The sequence below is a fragment of the Agrobacterium pusense genome, from assembly GCF_900102105.1.
GTDB classification, from domain to species: domain Bacteria; phylum Pseudomonadota; class Alphaproteobacteria; order Rhizobiales; family Rhizobiaceae; genus Agrobacterium; species Agrobacterium pusense.
Window position 1 is genome coordinate 222,170 of record NZ_FNBB01000006.1, and the last position, 22,986, is coordinate 245,155.

General features: G+C 54.7%; 15 protein-coding genes. 7 read left to right on the top strand and 8 right to left on the bottom strand.

Annotated features, from left to right (window positions below; all coding sequences use genetic code 11):
- Positions 1 to 9 precede the first annotated feature (9 nt).
- From BLU28_RS15975 to BLU28_RS16000, 6 genes are all read right to left on the bottom strand, one after another.
- On the bottom strand, positions 10 to 852 hold the full coding sequence (locus tag BLU28_RS15975; protein WP_077987534.1) for a carbohydrate ABC transporter permease: 843 nt from the start codon (positions 850 to 852) through the stop codon (positions 10 to 12).
- The gene (locus BLU28_RS15980) at positions 842 to 1,774 is read right to left on the bottom strand and encodes a carbohydrate ABC transporter permease (RefSeq protein WP_064264112.1); all 933 of its coding nucleotides are present in this window, start codon (positions 1,772 to 1,774) and stop codon (positions 842 to 844) included. Before BLU28_RS15980 ends, BLU28_RS15975 begins: the two co-directional genes overlap by 11 nt.
- Before the next feature lie 10 nt (positions 1,775 to 1,784).
- The gene (locus BLU28_RS15985; protein WP_077987533.1) at positions 1,785 to 3,056 is read right to left on the bottom strand and encodes an ABC transporter substrate-binding protein; all 1,272 of its coding nucleotides are present in this window, start codon (positions 3,054 to 3,056) and stop codon (positions 1,785 to 1,787) included.
- Positions 3,057 to 3,105: 49 nt separating this feature from the next.
- Positions 3,106 to 4,707 carry an FAD-dependent oxidoreductase gene (locus BLU28_RS15990; RefSeq protein WP_077987532.1) on the bottom strand — a complete coding sequence of 534 codons (1,602 nt, stop codon included), beginning with the start codon at positions 4,705 to 4,707 and terminating at the stop codon, positions 3,106 to 3,108.
- Positions 4,708 to 4,712: 5 nt separating this feature from the next.
- On the bottom strand, positions 4,713 to 5,783 hold the full coding sequence (locus tag BLU28_RS15995; RefSeq protein ID WP_077987531.1) for a LacI family DNA-binding transcriptional regulator: 1,071 nt from the start codon (positions 5,781 to 5,783) through the stop codon (positions 4,713 to 4,715).
- 198 nt (positions 5,784 to 5,981) lie between these two features.
- Positions 5,982 to 6,719 carry a carboxylesterase family protein gene (locus BLU28_RS16000; protein ID WP_077987530.1) on the bottom strand — a complete coding sequence of 246 codons (738 nt, stop codon included), beginning with the start codon at positions 6,717 to 6,719 and terminating at the stop codon, positions 5,982 to 5,984.
- Positions 6,720 to 7,131: 412 nt separating this feature from the next.
- On the opposite strand from BLU28_RS16000, the gene BLU28_RS16010 reads away from it, so the two are divergent.
- The 6 genes from BLU28_RS16010 to BLU28_RS16035 all read left to right on the top strand — a co-directional run bounded on the left by BLU28_RS16010 (position 7,132) and on the right by BLU28_RS16035 (position 13,812).
- The gene (locus BLU28_RS16010; RefSeq protein ID WP_077987528.1) at positions 7,132 to 9,198 is read left to right on the top strand and encodes an ATP-dependent helicase; all 2,067 of its coding nucleotides are present in this window, start codon (positions 7,132 to 7,134) and stop codon (positions 9,196 to 9,198) included.
- Between the two features lie 273 nt (positions 9,199 to 9,471).
- Positions 9,472 to 10,041: a dTDP-4-dehydrorhamnose 3,5-epimerase gene (gene rfbC, locus BLU28_RS16015; protein WP_077987527.1), complete on the top strand. Its 570-nt coding sequence runs from the start codon at positions 9,472 to 9,474 to the stop codon at positions 10,039 to 10,041.
- A gap of 2 nt (positions 10,042 to 10,043) precedes the next feature.
- Positions 10,044 to 11,099, top strand: a complete 1,056-nt coding sequence (rfbB, locus tag BLU28_RS16020) for a dTDP-glucose 4,6-dehydratase (protein ID WP_077987526.1) — start codon at positions 10,044 to 10,046, stop codon at positions 11,097 to 11,099.
- A 4-nt stretch (positions 11,100 to 11,103) separates the two neighbouring features.
- Positions 11,104 to 11,997 (top strand): dTDP-4-dehydrorhamnose reductase, encoded by an 894-nt coding sequence (rfbD, locus tag BLU28_RS16025; protein ID WP_077987525.1) that lies wholly within the window; start codon positions 11,104 to 11,106, stop codon positions 11,995 to 11,997.
- Positions 11,994 to 12,860 (top strand): glucose-1-phosphate thymidylyltransferase RfbA, encoded by an 867-nt coding sequence (gene rfbA, locus BLU28_RS16030; RefSeq protein ID WP_077987524.1) that lies wholly within the window; start codon positions 11,994 to 11,996, stop codon positions 12,858 to 12,860. The genes rfbD and rfbA overlap by 4 nt, the downstream gene beginning before the upstream one ends.
- 115 nt (positions 12,861 to 12,975) lie before the next feature.
- Entirely contained in the window at positions 12,976 to 13,812 is an 837-nt protein-coding gene (locus BLU28_RS16035; protein ID WP_077987523.1) for a glycosyltransferase family 2 protein, read from the top strand.
- Positions 13,813 to 13,842: 30 nt separating this feature from the next.
- On the opposite strand, the gene BLU28_RS16040 is transcribed toward BLU28_RS16035, so the two are convergent.
- Together BLU28_RS16040 and BLU28_RS16045 are read right to left on the bottom strand one after the other, a co-directional pair.
- Entirely contained in the window at positions 13,843 to 14,757 is a 915-nt protein-coding gene (locus BLU28_RS16040) for an NAD-dependent epimerase/dehydratase family protein (RefSeq protein WP_077987522.1), read from the bottom strand.
- A gap of 30 nt (positions 14,758 to 14,787) precedes the next feature.
- On the bottom strand, positions 14,788 to 17,838 hold the full coding sequence (locus BLU28_RS16045) for a methyltransferase domain-containing protein (protein ID WP_077987521.1): 3,051 nt from the start codon (positions 17,836 to 17,838) through the stop codon (positions 14,788 to 14,790).
- Positions 17,839 to 17,941: 103 nt separating this feature from the next.
- Between BLU28_RS16045 and BLU28_RS16050 the strand changes: the two genes are divergently transcribed.
- Complete coding sequence (locus BLU28_RS16050) at positions 17,942 to 22,981, top strand: glycoside hydrolase family 99-like domain-containing protein (protein ID WP_077987520.1); 5,040 nt, start codon at positions 17,942 to 17,944, stop codon at positions 22,979 to 22,981.
- Positions 22,982 to 22,986 lie beyond the last annotated feature (5 nt).

Below are 22,986 nucleotides of genomic sequence, written 5' to 3' on the forward strand. Positions count from 1 at the left end.
TCCGGTTCTTCAGCCCTTGAGGCCGGTATGGGCGAGGCCTTCGACGAACTGCTTCTGGGCAATCACGAAGACGATGAGCACGGGCAGCGCCGTCAGCGTCGCTGCGGCAAGCTGGATATTCCACATCGGTCCGCCATAGGCGTCGGTATATTGGGTCAGCGCCTGCGGCAGCGTGAACATCTCTGCGCTGGAGAGAAAGACGATGGGCTCAAGGAACAGGTTCCAGGAGTGCAGGAAGGTGAAGATCGCAACCGAGGCCAGCCCTGGTTTTGCCAGCGGCAGCGCGATCTTGCGGAATATCTTGAAGCGCCCGAGACCATCGACACGCGCCGCCTCTTCGAGCTCGGCGGGCAGCGTCACAAAGAACTGCCGCATGACGAAAGTGGCAAAAACACTGGGCGCACCGAAGATCGGCACAAGAATGAGCGGCCAGTGTGTGTTGACCATGCCCGCCTTCAGAAACATCTGAAACAGCGGCACGATCGTGACTTCCGACGGAATGAGCAGGCCAAGCAGCACGACCATGAAAATGAGATTTGCGCCCGGAAACCGGATCCGCGCAAAAGCATAGCCTGCCATGGACGATATGATCATCGTTCCTGCCGTCACCACAGCGGCGATATAGGCGGAATTCCAGTATTGCCGCACGAACGGCTGCAACTCGAAGACCTTGGAATAGCTCGTCCAGTCCTGGTTTTGCGGGAAGAATTGCGGCGGGAATGCGAAGATATCACTGATCGGCTTGATCGATGACGTCACCATCCACCAGGTCGGAAAGACGAACGGGATCAGGAGCACGCACAACAACCCGTAAAGAGCGACCTGCATGCGTGGGGAAAGGTCAGCTTTCATAAAAGACGATCCTCTTGCGCATCTGCCACTGGGCGAAGGTCAGTACGGCGACGATCACAAACAGCAGGATGGACAGCGTCGAGCCGTAGCCGAAGAAATGAAACTGGAAGGCCTGCTGATAGAGGTAATAGACCAGCACCGTGGTCGAGAGACCCGGCCCCCCCTGGGTCAGAACTGCGATCTGCGCAAAAACCTGCAGCGAGCCAACAATCGTAATGATCGAGGTTAACAGGATCGTCGGGCTGATCAGCGGCAGGGTAATGCGACGAAACTGCTTGAAGGCGGGCGCACCGTCGATGCGGGCCGCCTCGTAGAGTTCTTTCGGCACACCCTGAAGTGCTGCCAGAAACAGGATCATGTTAAGCCCGACATTCTTGAAGACCTGCACGACGACGACTGAAATCATCGCGGTCGTTTCCTCGCGCAGCCAGTTGGGGCCTTCGATGCCGGCCATCAGCAACATGCCGTTGATGCCGCCATTTTTCTGCAACAGGAACCCCCAGACGATCGTCCAGGCAACCAGCGAGACGACGACCGGCGAGAAGAACAGCGTCCTGAATATCGCGATGCCAGCCAGTTTCTGGTTGAGCAACACGGCCAGAAGCAACGCCAGTGACAGGTTGAACACGACGAGCCCGGCCGAAAAAATCGCCGTCGCGCCAAGGACGTCGCGAAGATTGCTGTCCTCGACCAACATCCGGTAGTTCTGCGCACCCGTATAGGTGAAGGTGTTGGCGAGCACATTCCATTCATGCAGCGAATACCAGAACACCAGCCCGAGCGGGATCAGAACGAAGATGACGATGCCGATCAGCTGCGGGGCGATGAACAGGAATCCCGCAAGGCTGTCGCGCCGCGCGATGGTCCAGAACGCCGGGGCCGGACGATCCTGAGTACGGGCAATATCCTGCGCGACAGCCATGGTTTTCTCCTCAGCGCTTCAAGAGCGGCCCGATCTGGCCGCAGATTTTTTGAAGCGCGCCGGCCACATCGGCCTGCGGCCGCCAGACGGCGTCGAGGTTCGAACGCACGATCTGCTGGATCTGGGCAAAACCGGTATGGCCGGGCATGACCTTGCCGGTCGAGATGCCGGAGATGACAACCTTTTCGATCTGCTCCTCGCTGAGCAGCGGGTTCGTCTTTTTCAGCACCTGCGCATTCAGCAAAGACTTGCGCGCTGAAGGGAAGAACTGGCTGAGTTTGGCGGAATTTTCCGGATTGGTCATGTAAGCCACGAATTGCGCCGCGGTCTCGGCATTCTTGCCTGATTGCATGACGCCTATACCCGCCTGGCCGATCAGCGCATAATCGCCCGCAGGGCCCTTCGGAAGAGGCACGAGGTCCCAGCCAAATGGCTTTTCCTTCGGCAGAAGCGAGGCACGGCTGATCTGCGTAATCGTCATCGCCGCATTGCCAGCGAAGAAATCGACCGTCTCGCCGGGGCCCGGAATGGCCTTCTTGTCGAAGATGGCGTCGTGGATGAACGAAATGGCATCCGCCATCGGCTTTTCCGCCATGGTGCAGGTTGCGCCGTCAGCGCTCCAGGGTGAAGCCCCCCAGCCATTCCAGACGGAGGTGAGGTATTGCCAGCTCTGGTAATTGAAATCGCGGACGACAAGCCCGCCCTTTCCGGTCTTGGCGACAGCCGACGCGGTTGCGATGGCGTTGTCCCACGTCCATTCGCCGGCAGCGATCATGTCGGCAGGGGTCTTGGCACCGGCAGCCTTGATAAGATCGTTATTGACGAAGACGGCGAAGGGCGAGGTCGAAAACGGATAGGCGTAAAGCGTACCGTCCTGCGACCAGCGTTCCGTGGCGCCGGCACCCACCTCCTCAACATTATATCCCGGCGCAGCCTTCAGTGTGTCCGTCAGCGGGTAGAGCGCCCCGGACTTGACGAAATCATAAGCCGACGTCTCGAAAATCCAGGCCATGTCAGGTGCGTTGCCGCCCGCGATCTGTGTGGTGAGTGCAGTCGTGTAGGTATCGAAAGGCAGGGACTCATAAGTCACGCTGACATTTGGATGATCCTTCTTGAAACCGGCTGCGATCTCGTTGAAGAGCTTGAGATGCGCCTCGTTGGCGCTCCAGATCGTCATGCGCAGATTAACCGCATCCTGCGCAATCGCTCCCCCCGCAAGCGCAAACGAGCCGACCAGGGCAAGCGCACAGGCCGTGGATTTCAGTTTAAAATGATTGTTCATTCCCGGTCCTCCTCCAAAGATGGGTTCGATGAGACGGCAAACCGCCGTCCTAATAGGCCGTGATATCAGGCCAGCGTATTTCGATGCCCTGACGGGTCAGCTGCGTCTGGAAGGCTTCCAGGCGGTCATCGTCTTCCTGCACCTGATGCGGCGTGAGACCATTTTCCAGGCAGTGCGCCGCAAGCATCCCGGCCACTTCGCCGATGTTCCATTCGACCGGATGCAGGCGGTAGCAACCATTGGTAATATGCGTCGTGCCGATGTTCTTGCCGGCCGGGATGAGATTTTTCACCCGCTGCGGGATCAGCGCACCGAGCGGAATTTCAAACGGACAGGATGGCACGTCGATGTAGTTGTCGCCGCCGGTGGATGGATGCAGGTCGATGCGGTACATGCCGATACCGATGCTGTCGCGATAGCGGACCGCGCCCCTTTCGCCGCGAACCGTGTAGGAAAGATCCTGCTCAACGATGCGCGTCACCGGCTTGATACGGCGGCTCTCGCGAATGTAGGGCGCCATGGCGAGCCCATGGTCGGTGCCGGTGATATCGCCACGCAGCCGAAGCCCGCGGAACCCCTGCCCGCCATCAAGACGCGGCGCTTCCGTCTGCAGCCAGTAAAAGACCGAATAAGAAAGATCTGCCGCCGCCTTGAGGTGGCGCGCCTTTTCTTCCTCGGTCACATCGATGATCGTGCCATCCATGTAATCGATCATCGGCCAATTCACGAGGCAGATATCCGATTGGTAGAAGCCGGGCGCAAAGTTTTTCCGTGCCGCGATGCGCCGGAAAATCCAGAGATTCTCATCACCGCCGCCCTTGCGCTGGTCGGCATCGACCAGCAGGGGATTATCATCGGGATTTGGCGTGAAGGAGCGGGTGGTATGCTCCAGCGTGCGCGGATGGGGCGCGGTGAAGCCGAGGAGCGGACCACCCCAGAAATGCGGCTGGTAAGAGCGCCAATAGTCATAGTTCTCAGGCTTGTCGATCGTCTGGTCGCCATCGACATGGTCAATGGCAAAGCAGATTGAGACAGCCTGCACATTGTCCGGTTGAGCGTGCTCTGGCGCGCTCGGTTCTTCCGTGTCCGACTGCGCCTCAAAACCCTTGGCATATTCCGTGCCGGTCATCGGCAGCAGATCGCCAAGTTCGGTGGCGTCGAGTACGTAATCGGCCGATATGACGACTTCAGCGCCGCTGTCGCGATGGCGGACGGTCACGGAGCGAACCCGGTCGCCGTCCACATCGGCCGCGACGGGACGCCAGGGCTTGAGTATCGTCAGGCGACCCGCGCCAATATAGGGCATCAGCATGCTTTCCATGACCGCGAGGCTGACACGCGGCTCGGCGCAGATGCGGCTCACCCATCCGCCGCCCGGATTAAGGTCGCCCCACGCGCGCGCGCCTTCCGTCAGCGGATAATAGTCTCGATAATATTGCCGCACACCGTTGCGCAGCGCCCGGTAGGACCGGGTGATGCCGAACTGTTCAACCCATGTATGCTCGTCCGAGGGAACGGCCTGACTGGTCAATTGGCCGCCGATCCAGTCGTATTCTTCGGTCATGATCACGCGTTTGCCCGCTCGTGCGGCCGCCAGTGCCGCCGCTACGCCGCCAAGGCCGCCACCGACCACGAGAATATCTGCTTTCATGTCTTTCACGACGTCACATCCGTTTTGTTGACTGAGGACTTGTTTGCCGAGCCGGTCGGGGCCCGCCCCAACGTCTCTCCCTTGACGGGTTCACATTTGAGAAGGATCTGCCCACCGGCGCTGCCGGTCTCGATGCGGTTGACCAGCATGGCGGTTGCCTGCCGCCCCATCTCTTCGCGCGGAATTTCATAGGAGGTGAAACGCACGGGACTGCGTGCGGCCCTGATATGGCTGCCAAGCACGATCATCGAAAATGCGTCCGGCACGACAAGCCCCCTCGCCCGCGCCAGCGCCTCGACGCGCACGGCATCGGCCAATTCTATGAAGAAGGCGGCTGTGGCCCCGCTCTCAATGATGGCATCGAGTATTTTGTCGGCCGGGCGGTTGACCGCCTTGATATGCAGGGCAATCGTGGCCGCATCTGCGAGCGCCGCGCTGAAACCTTGCCAGCGATCGGCAATCGATTCTGCCGGACCATGCGGGCCGATATAGGCAAGCTTGGTGTGTCCCAGCGCGATGGCGTCTTCGACGAGCTGACGCGTGCCCGCAGCGTAGTCGCCGCCGACATAGGGAACCGGACCACCGGCATCTTCACGCCGGCCGATCGCGACGAAGGGATAGTCTTCCGAAACCAGCCGGGCGAGTTCCTTGCGATCGAACTCGCGGCCGAGAACCAGACAGCCGTCCGCAATCCGAAGCCTGTTGCCTTCCGAGAAAATCTTGCGGTTATCGCCGACACCGGCGCTCGTCAGCAGCAGAAGATCATAAGCCTGCTGCTGCGCCTCTTCTTCGATGCCCAGCAGGAAGGGCGTGAAGAAGTCAGCCTGGGCGCTCGGGAATGCTGGCTCATAGGTGAAAACGCCGAGGATCCGGTTCAGCCCCTTGGCCATGCGCCGCGCAATCGGATCGGCAACATAACCGGTCTGGCGAATGACGGCCTGCACCCTTTCCCGGGTTTCGTCCGGGATGCGCGCGACCGCTGCCGGCGCGCCGTTCAGAACAAGCGACACCGTTGCCTGGCTGACGCCGGCAAGCTTGGCGATATCGTTCTGCGTGAGACGTCTGTGACTGGACACGCCATGCCCTCCTCCGGCATTCGTTCCGTGCTAATACGTATTAGCAGCTAATGCGTATTAGCACCATCTCCGCGTAGGGAGTCAAGCGATAAAGTGCATTCGCTGAAAGGGTCGCAGATTATCGCAAGCCTGCGCTGCAATGGCAAAACGCGGCAGAAACGGCAATGTCAGCTGTAAAAAGCAGCGGTCTGCCCGTATTTACGGACCCGAGGGTGCTTTTTTGCCCGCAAGCTTCTGCTCAAGCAACCAAGTCCACATCGCCTCGTCGTTCAGCACTTTTCCCTCGACCGCCTGATGGTCCGTGTCCTCAAGCACGGTGAGCCGAACATTGCGCTTCAGCTCCTTAAGACGTTGCACGAGAACCACTGTATCGGATAGCGGGATCACCTCGTCATTTGCACCATGAAAGGCCCAGAAAGCCGCCTTCTCGTTCGTTCGATTGAGGTAGTGCCGAATGCCGCCGCCGGCAATCGGAACCACTGCGGCGAAAGTTTGAGGAAACTGCTCTGCCATGGACCATGCGCCGAACCCTCCCCGGCTATAGCCGATCAGATAGATGCGTTCCCGATCCACCCGGTGGTTGGCCACCACCGCCTCAAGAACGCTTGCAACACGCTCGATCGGGTAAAGTAGTTCCTCGCTCGGATTTTGCGGTGAAAACACCAGGAAGGGAAACTCACGTCCCTCCTCAATCATTTTCGGTAAGCCGCTCGACCGTAGCTTTTCGACGTCGCTGCCGCCCTGATCGCCGCCATGCAGCCAGACGACAAGAGGATAGGTCTTGTTTGAGCCGGCGTAATCCTTGGGCGTATAAAGCAGGTAGTTGATGTCAGAAGCGATGGTGACATCGGATTTCATCGCTTTCTGTTCGGCCTGTGCAAATGTCGAGGCAGCGATTGCGGCCAGAGCGATCAGGCAGAATTTAAGTCGTCTCATGATTTTTTCCTCCCAGTGAATAAGCCTCTTCCGGGGTAATGACCGTTAAACCCGATAGCGTTCAACGCTCCCGGAAAAAGCAGGAAAAGCGCCTCGGAAAACATGAAATATCTCTTTATTTCAAACCAATGAGACAACTGCCTCATCTGATTTCCGGCGATGCGCCGACAGCATATCCGCTTCCGCTCCTGAGGCAACATTCGAGGAAGAGACTTCAGAAATCGAGCTGTCAGGTGATGGCTCCAACCGGACTTGTGCAGCAAGGCCTTTACGTTCAGCATTTGTTCTGGCTTGCTGTTTGAGTCTTTGCTAATCATTGCGGCACGAAGGCCACATGGCGGCGCAGGCTCAGTCGCCCGCCGTTTTCGGGCAGGCAACTTCGCCTAGAACAGATATCGAGGATTAGTGCAGGATGGCGGTTGCCTATCTGGAAAAACTGAACGAGCAGCAACGCAAGGCCGTGGAACATGGTGTTGGACTGGTGGATGGACATGTCGCCGGTCCGCTTTTGATCATCGCCGGCGCCGGTTCGGGCAAGACCAATACGCTGGCTCACCGTGTTGCGCATCTGATCGTGAATGGCGCCGATCCCCGCCGCATCCTGCTGATGACGTTCTCAAGGCGCGCCGCCTCCGAAATGGCGCGCCGTGTCGAACGGATATGCAAGCAGGTCCTCGGGGCAAACTCGGCAATCATGACAGATGCATTGGCGTGGTCCGGCACGTTTCACGGCATTGGTGCACGGCTGTTGCGCATCTACGCCGAGCAAATCGGCCTCAACATCGATTTCACCATCCACGACCGCGAAGACAGCGCCGACCTGATTAACCTTTCCCGGCACGAGCTGGGTTTTTCCAAAACCGAAAGCCGCTTTCCGACGAAGGGCACCTGTCTTGCGATCTATTCGCGTGTCGTGAATTCCCAGACACCACTCAAGGACATCTTGCGCCAGCATTATCCCTGGGTTGCCAACTGGGAAAGCGAACTCAGGGAATTGTTTGCGGCCTATGTTGAGGCGAAGCAGGTCCAGAACGTGCTCGATTACGACGATCTTCTGCTCTACTGGGCCCAGATGGTCAGCGACCCCGTTCTGGCTGACGATATAGGCAACCGCTTCGACCATGTGATGGTCGATGAATATCAGGATACCAACCGGTTGCAGGCATCGGTGCTGATGGCGCTGAAGCCCGGTGGCCGCGGTTTAACCGTGGTGGGTGACGATGCGCAGTCGATTTATTCTTTCCGTGCGGCGACGGTGCGAAACATCCTCGATTTCCCGGCTTCCTTCAGCCCGGCGGCCGATATCATCACGCTGGACCGCAACTATCGCTCGACGCAGCCGATCCTTGCGGCCGCCAACGGCGTCATCGATCTCGCGCGCGAGCGCTTCACCAAGAACCTGTGGACCGAGCGGGTATCGCTTGAGCGCCCGAGGCTCGTAACGGTGAAGGATGAAACCGAGCAGGCGAACTTCATAATCGACCAGATCCTCGCCAATCGCGAAACCGGCATGACGCTGAAACAGCAGGCCGTGCTGTTCCGCACCTCCAGCCATAGCGGCCCGCTCGAGGTGGAACTGACCCGCCGCAACATCCCCTTCGTCAAATTCGGTGGCCTGAAATTCCTGGACAGCGCCCATGTGAAGGACATGCTGGCCGTGCTGCGCTTCGCACAGAACCCGCGCGACCGCGTCGCCGGTTTCCGGCTGCTGCAGATGCTGCCAGGTATCGGACCAAAAAAGGCTGGCAATATTCTCGATGCGATTGCGACAGACCCAGAGCCGCTGCTTGCCCTCGCCGAAATTCCGCCGCCGCCGAAAACCGGCGATGACTGGGCAGCCTTCACGCAAATGCTGGTGGGCCTGCGGCAGGCGCCGAATGACTGGCCGCGCCAGATCGGGCAGGCTCGGATGTGGTACGAGCCGCATCTGGAACGCATCCACGAAGATGCGGACACCCGCAAGGCCGATCTGCTGCAGCTCGAGCAGATCGCCGGCGGTTACCCCTCACGCGAACGCTTCCTGACCGAGCTGACGCTCGATCCGCCCGACGCCACCAGCGACCAGGCCGGCGTGCCGCTGCTCGACGAGGATTATCTGAGCCTCTCCACCATCCATTCGGCCAAAGGCCAGGAGTGGCGCTCCGTCTTCATCCTCAATGTGGTCGACGGCTGCATCCCCTCCGACCTCGGCGTCGGCACCACCCAGGAACTGGAGGAGGAACGCCGGCTGCTCTATGTCGCCATGACCCGCGCCAAGGACAGCCTGTCTCTGATCACGCCCCAACGCTTCTTCACAGGCGGGCAGAGTCAGCAGGGTGACCGGCATGTTTACGCCGCCAGAACCCGCTTCATCCCGGCGACGCTGTTGCAATTTTTCGAAACGATGAGCTGGCCACTGGTATCGGCTGCCGCTTCCGAACGCAGCGCGCAGCAGATCCGCATCGATGTGGGTGCGCGAATGCGGGCGATGTGGAAATGAGCGCAATCGGACATGCGAGACTGAAGCCGCTCAACCAAGCCGGACCAGATCTTGATCGAGATTGTATTTCGCGCCTGACGTGTAGCGTAATGGCCGAATACTTCCCGAAGCTCTACCAATATCATTGCAAAAAAACACCAGTGGGTCGCGAAGCCTCCAGCTTCCGGTTCGGCGCGCGAGCCATTGCACTTGTGCGGGATCAATAAAGCGTTATTGACTGTCTCTTCCGATCAAGCCATATCACCGTCGAGAGAGACCAGACAGGACCGCGAAATGCAACTAGAAGCATTCCCCATATCGGGCGTGAAAAAGATAACCCCAGCCCGCTTCGGCGATAGCAGAGGTTACTTCAGCGAGGTTTTCAAGCGGGAGTGGTTTCGCGAGAACGTCGCGGACGTTGAGTTCGTGCAGGATAACGAATCTCTGTCAGCCCAGGCAGGAACCGTGCGAGGGCTTCATTTTCAAACGGAACCCTTCGCACAGGGCAAGCTCGTTCGTTGCATCCGAGGGCGGCTGCTCGACGTCGCGGTCGATATTCGGACGGGGTCACCGACTTTTGGACAATGGATTGCCGCTGAGCTATCGCCAGAGAATGGCGACCAACTCTGGGTGCCGGCGGGATTTGCGCATGGTTTCATGACGCTCGTTGACGACACTGTCATCTCATACAAAGTGACGGCTCCCTACAGTGCCGCCAATGACCGCGGTGTAAAATGGGACGACCCCGCCATAGGCATAAATTGGCCTGAACTGGACGGCATCGTCCTTTCAGATAAAGACGCAAAGCAACCGCTTCTGTCCGATCTGCCTGAATATTTCACTTACGAAAAAACTGGAAACTGATGATGCGCGTTCTAGTGACCGGCGGCGCCGGATTTATTGGCTCCGCCCTTGTACGCTACTTGGTGAGCGAGATTGGCGCCGATGTTCTCACCGTTGACAAACTCACATATGCGGGAAACCTCGCGTCACTGAAGCCGATCGAGAATGCGCCCAATCACCGCTTCCTTCAGGCCGACATCTGTGACCGGACAGCGATAAACGACGCATTTGCGACATTCGAGCCGGATTACGTGATGCATCTGGCAGCCGAGAGCCACGTCGATCGCTCCATCACAGGGGCTGCTGACTTCATTCAGACCAACATCAACGGCACCTTCACGATGCTGGAGTCGGCGCGGCAGTATTGGAGCACTCTTGAGGGCGACGCCAAGGCGAATTTCCGGATGCTGCACGTGTCGACAGACGAGGTGTACGGCTCACTCGGCGACCACGGTCTTTTTGAAGAAACCACGCCTTACGATCCTTCATCGCCCTACTCTGCCTCAAAGGCCGCAAGCGACCATCTGGCGACCGCCTGGCAGCGGACATATGGCCTTCCAGTCGTCATTTCCAACTGTTCTAACAATTACGGCCCGTTCCACTTCCCGGAAAAGCTCATTCCCCTGATCATTCTGAACGCGTTGGAGGGCAAGCCGCTGCCGGTCTACGGCAACGGCGCGAACATCCGCGACTGGCTTTACGTGGAGGACCACGCCCGCGCACTCTGGCTCATCGTTCAAAAGGGCCTTGTCGGCGAGAAGTACAATGTTGGCGGCAGAAACGAGCAGAAGAACATCGACGTCGTGAACTGCATCTGCGCCATTCTGGATGAGCTCCGCCCGCAATCGAAGCCTTACGCGCAGCTTATCAAATACGTCACCGACCGCCCGGGTCACGATGCACGTTATGCCATTGATGCGACGAAGCTCGAAACAGAACTCGGCTGGAAAGCACAGGAAAATTTTGCGACCGGCATTCGCAAGACCGTACAATGGTATCTCGACAATGCCTGGTGGTGGCAGCCACTGCGCGAAAGCGTGTACTCTGGAGAGCGCCTCGGCGTTCTGACGAAGGGCTGAACGAATGCGGCTAGCAGTTACGGGCAAAAATGGTCAGGTCGTCAGCGCTCTTCAGGCACTGGCGAGCGCCGAGCTGGAGATCGTGGCTCTGGGTCGACCGGAACTCGACCTAGCGCAGTCTGAAACTGTTTTGAAAGCGCTGCGAGAGGTAAAGCCCGATGCTGTGGTATCGGCTGCTGCCTACACCGCTGTCGACAAGGCAGAAAGCGAGCCGGAAATCGCTTTTGCCGTTAATCGGGACGGAGCAAGGGCCGTCGCGCTGGCGGCAAGTGAACTTGGTATTCCTGTCATTCACCTTTCTACGGATTATGTTTTCGATGGCACCAAGGCAACGCCCTATGTCGAAAGTGATGCGACAGGCCCCACTTCCATCTACGGCCGCTCGAAGCTCGAAGGCGAACAAGCCGTTTCTGAGGCTACCGGCAACTACGCCATTCTGCGAACCGCATGGGTCTATTCGGAATACGGCAACAACTTTGTAAAAACCATGCTCCGGCTGAGCGAAAGCCGCGACGAGATCAATGTGGTCGCGGACCAGTTCGGATGCCCAACCTCGGCCAACGATATCGCCACCGCTATAGTAGCAATCGCAAGGAAACTCCAGGAAGATTCCTCGATCCGTCGCCGTGGTGTTTTTCATCTTTCCGGAACCGGGGAAACGAACTGGGCGAATTTCGCGAAACAGATATTCGCATTCTCTGAAGAGAACGGCGGAAAGTCGATGATCGTCAACGACATCTCGACTGCGCAGTACCCTACCCCGGCCCGGCGTCCGGCAAACTCGCGGCTTGATTGCAGCAAGCTGGAAGCGGTTTACGGCATAAGGCTCCCAAACTGGAAAACATCAACGCGCGCGGTCGTTACCGCTCTTGCGCAGAGCAAAAAGGAAACGCCATGAAAGGCATTATTCTGGCCGGAGGCAGCGGTACGCGCTTGCATCCTATGACATTGGCGGTCTCGAAGCAGATCCTCCCGGTCTACGACAAGCCTATGATCTATTATCCACTGACCACGCTGATGCTGGCCGGCATCCGCGAGATTCTCATCATCTCAACTCCCCATGACATGCCGCTTTTCCAGTCTCTCTTGGGCGATGGCTCAAAGTGGGGTCTTTCCATTGAATATGCGGTTCAACCCAGCCCGGATGGGCTGGCGCAGGCCTATATGATCGGCGCGGACTTCGTGGCGGGTTCACCATCCTGCCTTATCCTTGGCGACAACATTTATTACGGCCACGGCCTGCCCGACTTGCTTGACAGTGGCACGAACGTGATAGACGGCGCGACCGTGTTTGCCTATCACGTGAACGACCCGGAACGATATGGCGTGGTTGACTTCGACGGCGAAATGCGTGCCCTCTCCATCGAAGAGAAACCGCTTAAACCGAAATCAAGCTGGGCAGTTACTGGTCTCTATTTCTACGACGCGGACGTAGTCGACATCGCAGCCAATCTCAAACCCTCGCCACGTGGTGAATACGAAATTACAGACGTTAATCGGATTTATCTTGAGCGCGGCAAGCTAAAGGTATCGATCATGGGCAGAGGTTACGCTTGGCTCGACACGGGCACGCCGGATAGTCTTCTCGAGGCGGGTGAATTCGTGCGGACGCTGGAAAAGCGGCAAGGGTTCAAGATCGCATGCCCGGAAGAGATTGCCTTGAGCAAGGGCTTTATTACGAAATCGCAGTTTTCGATGCTCGCTGAAAATGCCGGGAAAGGTGATTATGGTGTATATCTAAGGAGACTCGCAGCGTCATAAGAGCGTTTGGATATTCTTTCGCCTGAAGCCAAGTGAGTCTGGTCTCGCTCGCTTAGGGAGCGGATCAAGGTTTGCGGAGTCGAAGCGGCATAGCGCATTACCTTCTGGAGTCAAAATGACTGCATTATCGCTTTCAGACGTAACGGTGGTCTCTGTTTGTTACAAGAGCGATGCCCTGATAAGAGAAATGGTTGAGACAGTCCCTGAATCGACACCTATAATTCTTGTTGACAATGGCAAAACGACTAACTTTGCGGCATTACCTGCGGCTAGACAGATAACCGTCGTTCAATTGGAGAACAATCAGGGCTTTGGCCGCGGCTGCAACGCGGGCGCGTCGGCTACGAAGACTCCTTGGATTTTGTTTTTAAACCCCGACGCACGCTTGACCGCCGGCGCTATTGAAGCATTGCTACAGGCAATCGACAATCATCCAAACGCCGTCGCATTCAATCCGCGAATTTCCAATTCGAATGGAAGCGAATATTTTAAGCGGCGGTCTTGGCTATTGCCGCGTAACCGCTACATGAAGAAAGGCTGGCCGGCTGCAGATGCCGTCGTTCCTATTTTGAGCGGAGCTGCCCTTTTTGTTTCAAAGCAAAAATTCGCTGCGGCGGGAGGTTTTGATCCCGACATCTTCCTCTACCATGAAGACGACGACCTGTCGTTGCGTCTCGGAAAACTGGGACCGCTCATGTTTGTACGCGATGCTCTAGTTTACCATGCTTCGGGGCACTCTTCAGGCCGATCCCCCGAGATCGCGCGGCTCAAGGCTTTTCATATGGCCAAGTCAAGAATTTATACCGGAACAAAGCACCATCGGCCATTCCCAAGAATATCCACCTTCGTTCAAGCTCTAGCTCTGATAATGTCACCCAGCGTTCTATTTTCGGCGCGCCGACGGGCTAAGGCCTTCGGTTTTCTCAAGGGTACCGTCGAGTCTCTCAGGTGAACAATCTTCGCCGGGACTCAGCTACCGCCATTACTGGTGCTCCTTCAACCAAGACCAAACACCAGCAATGCCTTGTCTCAAACCAATTTTAGGCTCCCAGTCAAAATCCATCTTCGCTCGTTCTATGTCGAGAACGGACACTGGGACGTCGAGGCTTCTATGAGGCTTGTAAACAATCGGTATGGGACTTCCAGTAATCTCCTGAACGATTTCTGCTATATGCAGAACGGAGGTCCCTGTCCCGCTACCTCCGTTGTATACCCCAACCTTATCACTAAGCAACGCGGTAACGCATAGGCTGCTAAGATCTTTGACGTGAATATAGTCACGGATCGCTGAGCCATCTCCCCATATTTCTATGGGCTGGTGCTTAAGTGCGAGGTTGAGATATGTGCCAATTATACCTTGGACTCCCAAGTTGCCCTGATAAAGACCGTAAGGATTGGATGCCCGGATTACGACGGGTTTCAGCCCGGACTTGATCTCATAAAGCTTTAGATAAGACTCTATCGCAACCTTCACCACACCATATGAACATATTGGATCCAGTATGTGCCCCTCCGGAATTGGGACCTCCTGCGGCTTGCCGTAGACTGTACCTCCAGACGACAGGTAAAGAATCCGGGTCACGTGGGACGCCGCCATGTCCTCCAGAAGGCTTAAAGTTCCGAGCAGATTCAACTCAACGTCCCTGCCCGGATCCTTATCGCCGGTGGACGGCACTGTCCCGCTGACGAGATGCGCGACAGCGTTGACATCGGCCAAGAGCTCGCGGATAAGTTTGCTATCTGCCAAATCTCCTGAGACATATTCTACGCCTACCGGCAGCGGGCGAGTAGGAAGGTCGCTTCTCCCCAACACCGTGACTTGGTGTCCAGCAACCATCAAATCTTCGACAAGATGGTAGCCGATGAACCCACCGCCACCTAGAACCAAAATCTTCATATAGCGCCTATTGCCTTGCTGCTACCAAACTCATTTATTTGCGAGCACGGAACGATAATGATCAATATACTCGCCAGCGAGGACATCTATGTCGTACGTCGCGCCTAGGACTTTCGCTTTCTCTTTGAAGTCGTCACGGACGTTTTTTTCCAAGATTTTTTCCATGGCGTTGCTGAGTTCAATGACAAATTGCTCATTGTTGCTCTGATTTGCGATAATAATCCCTGCCTGCTGGCCATTGATCTGTGACATTGCCTTGATCTCACCGATATCAGTCGAGACACAAGGCACACCGACTTGAAGCGCTTGTATAAGGCATAAAGGATAAGATTCACCCGGAAAACGTGTCGGGATCAGAGCGACATCGCTTATACGGTAAAGACCGTATACTTCCTTAACAAAGCCAAGGAAGTGTATCGTTGGGTCCGCCGCCGCTAACCGTTTAGCATCATCAGTTGCGGGACCCTCGCCCACCATCATCAGCGCCATCGGAACGTCAGGTCGCCGCTCCCGCAACAAGCGATACGCTCTGACGGCCTCTACCCAGCCTTTACCTTCAGCACCTCTAGCGACAAGCGAGAATACGATAGCATCATTCGCAATCCCCAATTGCGAACGCGTTTTCGGAAACGGCAGATTGTCAACAGGCATCGCATTTTTTATTTTTACGAATTTCCCCCCCCCAATCTGGAGATCGTCGAATGGCCTTAGGTTGCGATCAGCAGTGTAGGCAAATCTGTCGATTTTCTTGCTCCAACGGGCGATCCTGCTAGTGGAGACATCCATCGCCTCGTATGAGCCATGCAGTGTCGTAATAAAGGGCGCCGAAATACCTTTTCCGTCGAGCAAGAACCCTTCCACGTTGGCAACGTGCGAATGCACAACGGAAATCCCTGCGTTCCTAATGAAATTATCTATCCCCATGTCGCGAACCGCATTGGCCGTATAGACAGGAATGCCAGGATCGAGCATACGCCGCACGTCTTTGTGATCGTCCGCGTCGTGCATCTGAAGAATCGAAACCATCATCCCCTTGCGCCGAAGCGCGTTCGCGAGATGAATCGGGAATATTTCGCCACCTCCGAAAGAAAACCCTAGAATGCCGACAAGCACATGGATTTGTTCACGCGACACAGTCCTAAGGTCTTGGTAATTCAGTAATCTTTCAAATTCGTCAGACGGGAGGCCTGCGCCCCTCGAGACGCTGCGACAGACATCGATGAAGCGCGCAAGCGTTGCATCTGGTATATCCCATTGCTTCTTCAAAAAAGTCATCAACCGCGCGTATTCTTTATAATACTCTGGTTTTGACTGGGCGCTGCTTCCAGACGTATTGCTCTCGTGAATCCGGAAATAGCTGACGGCGCTTGGCTCATATGCAATTTGGCCACCACCTGCGATAATTGAATAAAGGTACCAATCTCCCATGACTTTGAAATTTCTGGCTTCCTCCCAGGCCTGATCGGAAATCTCAAAACGCCGCCACAGGCTTCCTCCGACATTAGCAATTACATTTTTTACGCCAAAGCCACCCTGGAACCATTCGGCTGCCGGGCGGGTCGTACGTGCGTCCCATATCCCTGGCTCACTTTCCTCGCGGTAGTTATCAAGCCCAGCGAAATATTCACCCTGATCATTCACAAATTGAATACGCCCGAAGGACATCATCACACTTGGGTCGCGAAATGTGTTGATCATCCTTTCCACGAAAGTCGTTTCGCAAAAATCATCGCTTTCGCAAATCCAGACTAGATCGCCCTTTGCCAGTGAATGACCTTTTTGCCATTGACGGAACACGTTTCCAGAGTTCTCAGTATTATAGACCGCCCTAATACGCTCAGGGAAACGGTTGACGTAAGATTCGATTACCAAGCGGCTGTCATCACTGGAGTGATCATCCAAAACCAGAATGTCAACGAGAGGATAAGTTTGCGCCAGAATACTATCCAGGCGCTGTGGAAGATACCGGGAGTGATTGAAGTTCGGTACGATCGCGGTCACCCTTATTCCACTTCGGGCGCTGATACTGGTGCGACTCGCGGCGATAATCTTGTTCGAACTGACCTTCTGGTAATAGTCGAGGCAGAACAGATCGACCTTGCGCGACAGCAACATCGGATCGCGTTTTTCCGCAGATTTCAAAAACCTCTTGCGTCTGCGGCTGCTAAGGACGCGAAACTCTGACAATGCATATAACAACCTAGCATAAATGAGCCTCGTCAGTAGTTTTGACAAGGAAGCTCGGCTCATCCAGTTGCTTCTCTGAAGAGAATCGACCTGACCAGAGATATGGTCAATATCCTTCATCAGCGTGTCCGACCATAGCGTCTTTTCGAATTCCACACGCTTCAAAACAGGCTCAGAAGACTGAACATCCTGCGTGAAGACTCCGTTCATACTCAGGCTATCAAGCGGCTGATCCGACGCGACTCCAATCATATACATGGGCGTCCCAACACCACTGGTTGTTAAGCCGCTTTTAGACTCAGTTTCGAAAAACCTCGCAGGCTGATTTTCACTAGCGATGATCGAGCCAAAACCTATTTTCTGCCCGTGCAAAGAGACATACTCAAAGTGCCGCGACAGCAAATCGTTGAACTCATTCTTGAAAAGCTCTTTAACGTGAAAGGGATTAACTAGCTTTGTTGCAACTGTGTACGCGTACTTTTCCGGGGTCGAAATCACCAAAGTTCCACCTGGCCGCAGCACGCGCTTCACCTCTTGCAAAAAGCGATCATGGGCATCGATGTGCTCAAGCGTTTCGAAAGACACTACGACATCCACAGATGCGGAAGGCAGAGGAATGTCTTCACACACGCCCACTTTGAAGCAAATGTTCGCGGCGGTGTACTTCTTCTGAGCATGCTGCACGGCAGCATCTGAGATATCGACTCCTATGGCGGAACGTGCGCTTTCCGCGAGTAGCGCTGTTCCAAATCCTTCACCACTGGCAATGTCCAGAACGTCTTTGCCTTCGACAATTTTTTTCGCCAGATGGTACCGATGCACGTGCTCGAGATAGATGTTTCCGCCAATAGCCGGAAGATAGCGCTCGCCAGTGAATTCAAGGTTATCGGACATTTACTTTCCTTGGCAAATCCGTGGCTCCCAGGGAGCCGGATATCGCATTCTCCGGTTTGAGTCGAGGGAACGATAGTAGGCTTGGTTGGTCTCAGCAATTCCAATGAAGAGCGGGGGTCCTGGGCTTATCGTAAATCGCTCCTGCTTCTTCGAACTCAAATTTGTGACTCCAGACGGGGCGAGGGAAGCAACCTACGTAGACGCATACCGCCAGATTTCGCACGAACAGCGCTCAATCCGGCTACCCGTGGATGGAATAAATGGCGCAAATGGGGCAACAGACGCACTGAAAAAGGCCGATGGTTCAACCGCAGGTGTTGCGGTACGCAAGCTGATCCTTTATTCAACCAGCCCAGTGGCTATAGAGGGCGAAATGAAAACTGAATTCGACACGACAAAAAGGAAATTGCCTAGCTTTACGGATCCAAGCGAAAAGCTAGCTTTCGACGGAGAGCGATATGTTTCCGGACATCTGGGACCTACTCAACACGCGCACCACCACAGGTACCTGTTCGCCGTTCAATTCTGCAGCGGCAAAAATGTGCTCGACGTCGCGAGCGGAGAGGGATATGGATCCGATTTGCTAGCGCAAGTCGCCACTAGTGTTGTCGGCATCGACATCGACGCAACGACGGTTTTGTATGCGGAGAAGCAGTACGTCCGCCCAAATCTTCAATATATTGCCGCCTCGGCCACTTCTATGCCCTTGGAAGATAATAGTGTGGATGTCGTCGTCAGTTTCGAGACGATCGAGCACTTGCAAGACCATAAAGCGTTTATGGACGAAATTTGTCGCGTTTTACGCCCAGATGGAATTCTTATTATATCTTCCCCCAATCGCCCAATATACTCCGATAAAGCAAATTATAAAAATCCGTTCCACGTAAAGGAACTTGACTATCAAGAATTCCACAAAATTCTAGATGATAGATTTTCGTCCGTGCAAATGTTTGCACAGCGACAGGCAACCGGGAGCGTGTTATCCCCTCAAAACCAGCATTCCCAAGGCATCGAAATTTATGCAACTGGTGACGGCCGAAATTACGAATTGCAGCAACCGTTCGATTGCCCGCAATATTTTTTAGCAATAGCAAGTAACGAGAAGATCGGCACATATTCTGGTAGTTTCCTAATTAACGACGTTTACGTTCCCAATATTCAAGCGGAGTTAGCTTATCGAGTCCGAGAAGTCGAATCCGCACGGGCAGAGAACCGTGGACTTAATGGAAAATTGAATAACTCACTGGAGGCCTTGAAGAATATCGACGTGCTCAAAAATTCTTTCGATGAGGTGAAAACCCTAGTAACAAAGCGGACGGAAACGACCGCCAGTTCCATGACGAGTATCGAAACAGAGCACCACAAATTGCATGATCAGCTCGTTGCGCTAACGGAAACGACCGCCAGTTCCATGACGAGTATCGAAACAGAGCACCACAAATTGCATGATCAGCTCGTTGAGCTAACGGAAAATGTCCGAGCACAAAGTTTATATTTCGAACATTCTCCAGGAATGATCTGTTGGCGGGCTACCAAGCGAGCGACCTACTTCTTGCGTTACTCCCTGCTCTTAATTCACGCCTTTTTGAGCAATCCATTGAGCCGAAGAAGAAGGAGAAGATTCGTTGACCGTAGGATCGACCGGTCCAGCGCCGGATTCCGAGACTTCGCGCTTCGTTCCAGTAAAAAGCTCCTGCGTATCAAGTGGAAATTGAAAGCGTTCCGTCGCTATCCAACCTCGTCGGCAAGGCGCAAGAGGTGGAGGGATGATAATTTGCTCGATTCCTCTGAGGGGTCGCATTCTGTGAGAGAGACTGGCCCGACTCTTCACTCACCTGTTGTGGCACAGCCATCTGACGGCAGTCAGAATACGCCGATTCTAACAAGTGCATCCCTAGCCCTAGAAACCCAGACTCCCCCGCTTCACAGCCGGTTGTACGAAAACTGGGTGGCCAATACACTTGGGCAATATTCAGCTGACGAGCACGTCGCAATTTCACGCGACGTGCCGTTAGAAGCCGCCTCTGACGTTCAGCTGATTGCCTATTATCTTCCCCAGTTTCACCCAATTCCGGAAAATGATGCGTGGTGGGGTAAAGGATTTACAGAGTGGCGAAACGTAGCAAGGGCGTTCCCCAACTTCGAAGGACATTATCAGCCGCGTATTCCGGGTGAGCTGGGGTACTACGACTTACGTGTCCCGCAAATTATGCAGCGGCAAGTAGAACTGGCAAAACTATACGGGATTTCAGCTTTCTGCTTCCATTTTTATTGGTTTGCCGGAAAGACACTCCTTGAGGCGCCGATCGTAAACTTCTTGGAAAATAAGAACCTTGATATCAAATATTGCCTTTGCTGGGCAAACGAAAATTGGTCTCGCCGGTGGGATGGAAGCGAACATGAGGTTCTGATCTCGCAGGAGCATTCCGACACGGATGACGAAGCGTTCCTTCGCTACGTTAGCAAGTACTTTGCGGACGACCGCTATTTGAAAGTTGATGGGCGGCCAGTCTTAACCGTTTATCGTCCTTCAATACTCCCAAATCCGAAGGCCACCGTGGAACGCTGGCGTCGAATGGCGAGAGAGATGGGATATCCAGACCTTTATCTGATCGCAACAAATTCGTTTGCGTTCAAAGACTACTCGGCATTCGGATTCGACGCTTTGTCCGAGTTCCCTCCACATCACTTGGGAGGTGAAAATTTACAAAATACCATCGAGATGACCGATCTCAGAACTGGTTGGCGGGTCCGCGACTATAAGCAAGTTGTGGAGTCCGAGAAAAAACGACCTGTGGGCGAAGGACGTATCCACCCCGGCATAACGATCGGATGGGATAATAGCGCTAGAAAGCCGACGTGGGGAGACATCATCCATAATGCCACCCCCAAATTATTCAAAGATTGGCTAAGCTTTTGCGTTTCTCGCGCCAAGCGAAATCCGGCTGAAGAGCAGTTTGTGTTTATCAACGCGTGGAACGAATGGGCTGAGGGTACGTATTTGGAACCCGACAAACGGTTCGGCTATGCATTCCTTGAGGCATGTTCGCAAGTATTAAAGGAGGAACGATTTGGGCCGCTCCGCCCTCAAGAAATCTTGCCCGGTAGCCGTGCCCGGTTGAAAGACCGGCCGACGATACTCGTCTGCTCTCATCACGCTGGTCAAGAGCTTTTCGGAGCAGAGAGATCAATGCTCGACGTCGTTGAAGCAATTGCCGATAATGACTTCAACGTTATTGTAACTTTACCTAAACATGTCGGCGAAGAGTACCTTAATTCGCTCCGTCAACATGCAGTTGAGATACGAGTATTTCATTACGAACAATGGACCTCGCAGATTGACAAAACATTCTCGTCGGTCTCTGATTTCATGTCCGTTATTCGGGATACCGCTTCGGACCTGGTATACGTGAACACCATTGTTTTACGCTCGCCAGTTGAAGCTGCTCGTCTTATGGGAGTGCCAGCCATTGTTCATGCTCGGGAAATAATCTCTGCCGATGTTAATCTCCAGGAGCAAATTGGCATGCCTGGACAAGAAATCGCGAAAATTGTCGTGAGGAGTTGCACACATATCGTTGCCAACTCCTTGGCCACAGCCAAGAGTTTTGCCAACGCTCCCGCTGTTTCTACTATACCCAACATTGTGAACTTAGACGAGCTTTCTATCCCTCGAACGATTCAGGACGATTTCGTTTACTTCGCTTTACTAAGTAGCAATCTTCGAAAAAAAGGCATCGACGACGCGATAGAGATCGCGCTGCGATGCGAAACCGAGGTCCCAAACGCAAAATTTCTTATTATTGGTCCCCTCTGGCGGGAAGGCGCACGCGACTTCGTCAACGGACGGCGCCACGCGCCTAATAACGTGGAGTTCATCGACTACATCCCTAAAACCAGGGACGCGTTAGCGAGAGTGGACGTTGTGCTGAACCTTTCCCATTTTCAAGAGTCGTTTGGCCGAACGGTCCTCGAGGCAATGGCGGCGGGGCGGCCAGTTATCGTTTATAACTGGGGCGCGCTACCCGAACTGGTAGAACACAACGTTACGGGAATTGTGGTTCCATTCAGAGATATATCAGCTGCGGTGAACGCAGTAAGAGAACTGACGGATGTTGAACGGCTCGAGCGCATGGGTACGGCGGCCCAGAAGAGAGCTCGCGTCATCTCCGACCGACAATCATTCAACAAAGCGATAGGTGAGGCAATCCAAGCGTCCCTCGAAGTAAAATTGCCGTCCCGTAGCGGCCTTATCAGTACCGGAGCTATGTCCGAGGCAACGCTCGATATAGTAATTTGCGTTCATAATGCTCTTGAGGATGTGCAGCGCTGCCTAGAATCGGTTGATCATCATCGCGGCGAAGGGCATGGGATAATAATCGTAGATGATGGATCAGCGTCCGAAACCAGGGACTTTTTGAGCTCCTTCACGGAGAAAAGAACCGATTATGTTAGACTCTTTCGAAATGACGTTTCTACCGGTTATACCAAAGCGGCAAATACCGGTGTTGGACTTTCGAGCGCCGATACGATAATACTTTTGAACAGCGATACCGTCGTTACTGCCAAATGGGCGGAGAAACTACAAAAGGCACTCCACTCTGCTCCCGGAATTGGAATTGCCGGTCCCATGTCAAACGCGGCAAGCTATCAATCGGTACCAAGTGTCGCATCGACCGCTAGTCAGACCGCCTTAAACCTCCTCCCTGAGGGATGGGGTCCTGATGAGATGAACGCGCTCTGTGAAAGGCATTCGTCGCTTCCTCTACCATACGTTCCTTTAGTCCACGGTTTCTGCTTCGCGATCAAACGCGAAGCATGGGCATCAGTAGGACCGTTTGATGAAGAAGCCTTTCCCCGAGGCTTTGGTGAGGAGAACGATTTTTGTCTCAAAGCCGCGAATGCTGGTTTCGGGATGGTAATTGCTACTAATACTTTTGTATATCACTCCAAATCGAAAAGTTATGGGGAGGAACAGAGGCACAAACTGGCGGAAGCATCGCAGGAAGTTCTGTACGCTCGATACGGAAGAGACCGTATCAAAGATGTATCTCGACTTCTGCTCAACCAACCGCAACTCAGGAATATCAGAACAGCTACGATGCGCGCCGTTGCTTCCGGGCCGGACGACATGAACATGTAGATTCC

Coding starts and splice junctions, on each gene's coding strand:
- BLU28_RS15975 (WP_077987534.1), bottom strand. CDS start 852: ATGAAAGCTGACCTTTCCCCACGCATGCAGGTCGCTCTTTACGGGTTG.
- BLU28_RS15980 (WP_064264112.1), bottom strand. CDS start 1,774: ATGGCTGTCGCGCAGGATATTGCCCGTACTCAGGATCGTCCGGCCCCG.
- BLU28_RS15985 (WP_077987533.1), bottom strand. CDS start 3,056: ATGAACAATCATTTTAAACTGAAATCCACGGCCTGTGCGCTTGCCCTG.
- BLU28_RS15990 (WP_077987532.1), bottom strand. CDS start 4,707: ATGAAAGCAGATATTCTCGTGGTCGGTGGCGGCCTTGGCGGCGTAGCG.
- BLU28_RS16000 (WP_077987530.1), bottom strand. CDS start 6,719: ATGAGACGACTTAAATTCTGCCTGATCGCTCTGGCCGCAATCGCTGCC.
- BLU28_RS16010 (WP_077987528.1), top strand. CDS start 7,132: ATGGCGGTTGCCTATCTGGAAAAACTGAACGAGCAGCAACGCAAGGCC.
- rfbC (WP_077987527.1), top strand. CDS start 9,472: ATGCAACTAGAAGCATTCCCCATATCGGGCGTGAAAAAGATAACCCCA.
- rfbB (WP_077987526.1), top strand. CDS start 10,044: ATGCGCGTTCTAGTGACCGGCGGCGCCGGATTTATTGGCTCCGCCCTT.
- rfbD (WP_077987525.1), top strand. CDS start 11,104: ATGCGGCTAGCAGTTACGGGCAAAAATGGTCAGGTCGTCAGCGCTCTT.
- rfbA (WP_077987524.1), top strand. CDS start 11,994: ATGAAAGGCATTATTCTGGCCGGAGGCAGCGGTACGCGCTTGCATCCT.
- BLU28_RS16035 (WP_077987523.1), top strand. CDS start 12,976: ATGACTGCATTATCGCTTTCAGACGTAACGGTGGTCTCTGTTTGTTAC.
- BLU28_RS16040 (WP_077987522.1), bottom strand. CDS start 14,757: ATGAAGATTTTGGTTCTAGGTGGCGGTGGGTTCATCGGCTACCATCTT.
- BLU28_RS16045 (WP_077987521.1), bottom strand. CDS start 17,838: ATGTCCGATAACCTTGAATTCACTGGCGAGCGCTATCTTCCGGCTATT.
- BLU28_RS16050 (WP_077987520.1), top strand. CDS start 17,942: ATGAAGAGCGGGGGTCCTGGGCTTATCGTAAATCGCTCCTGCTTCTTC.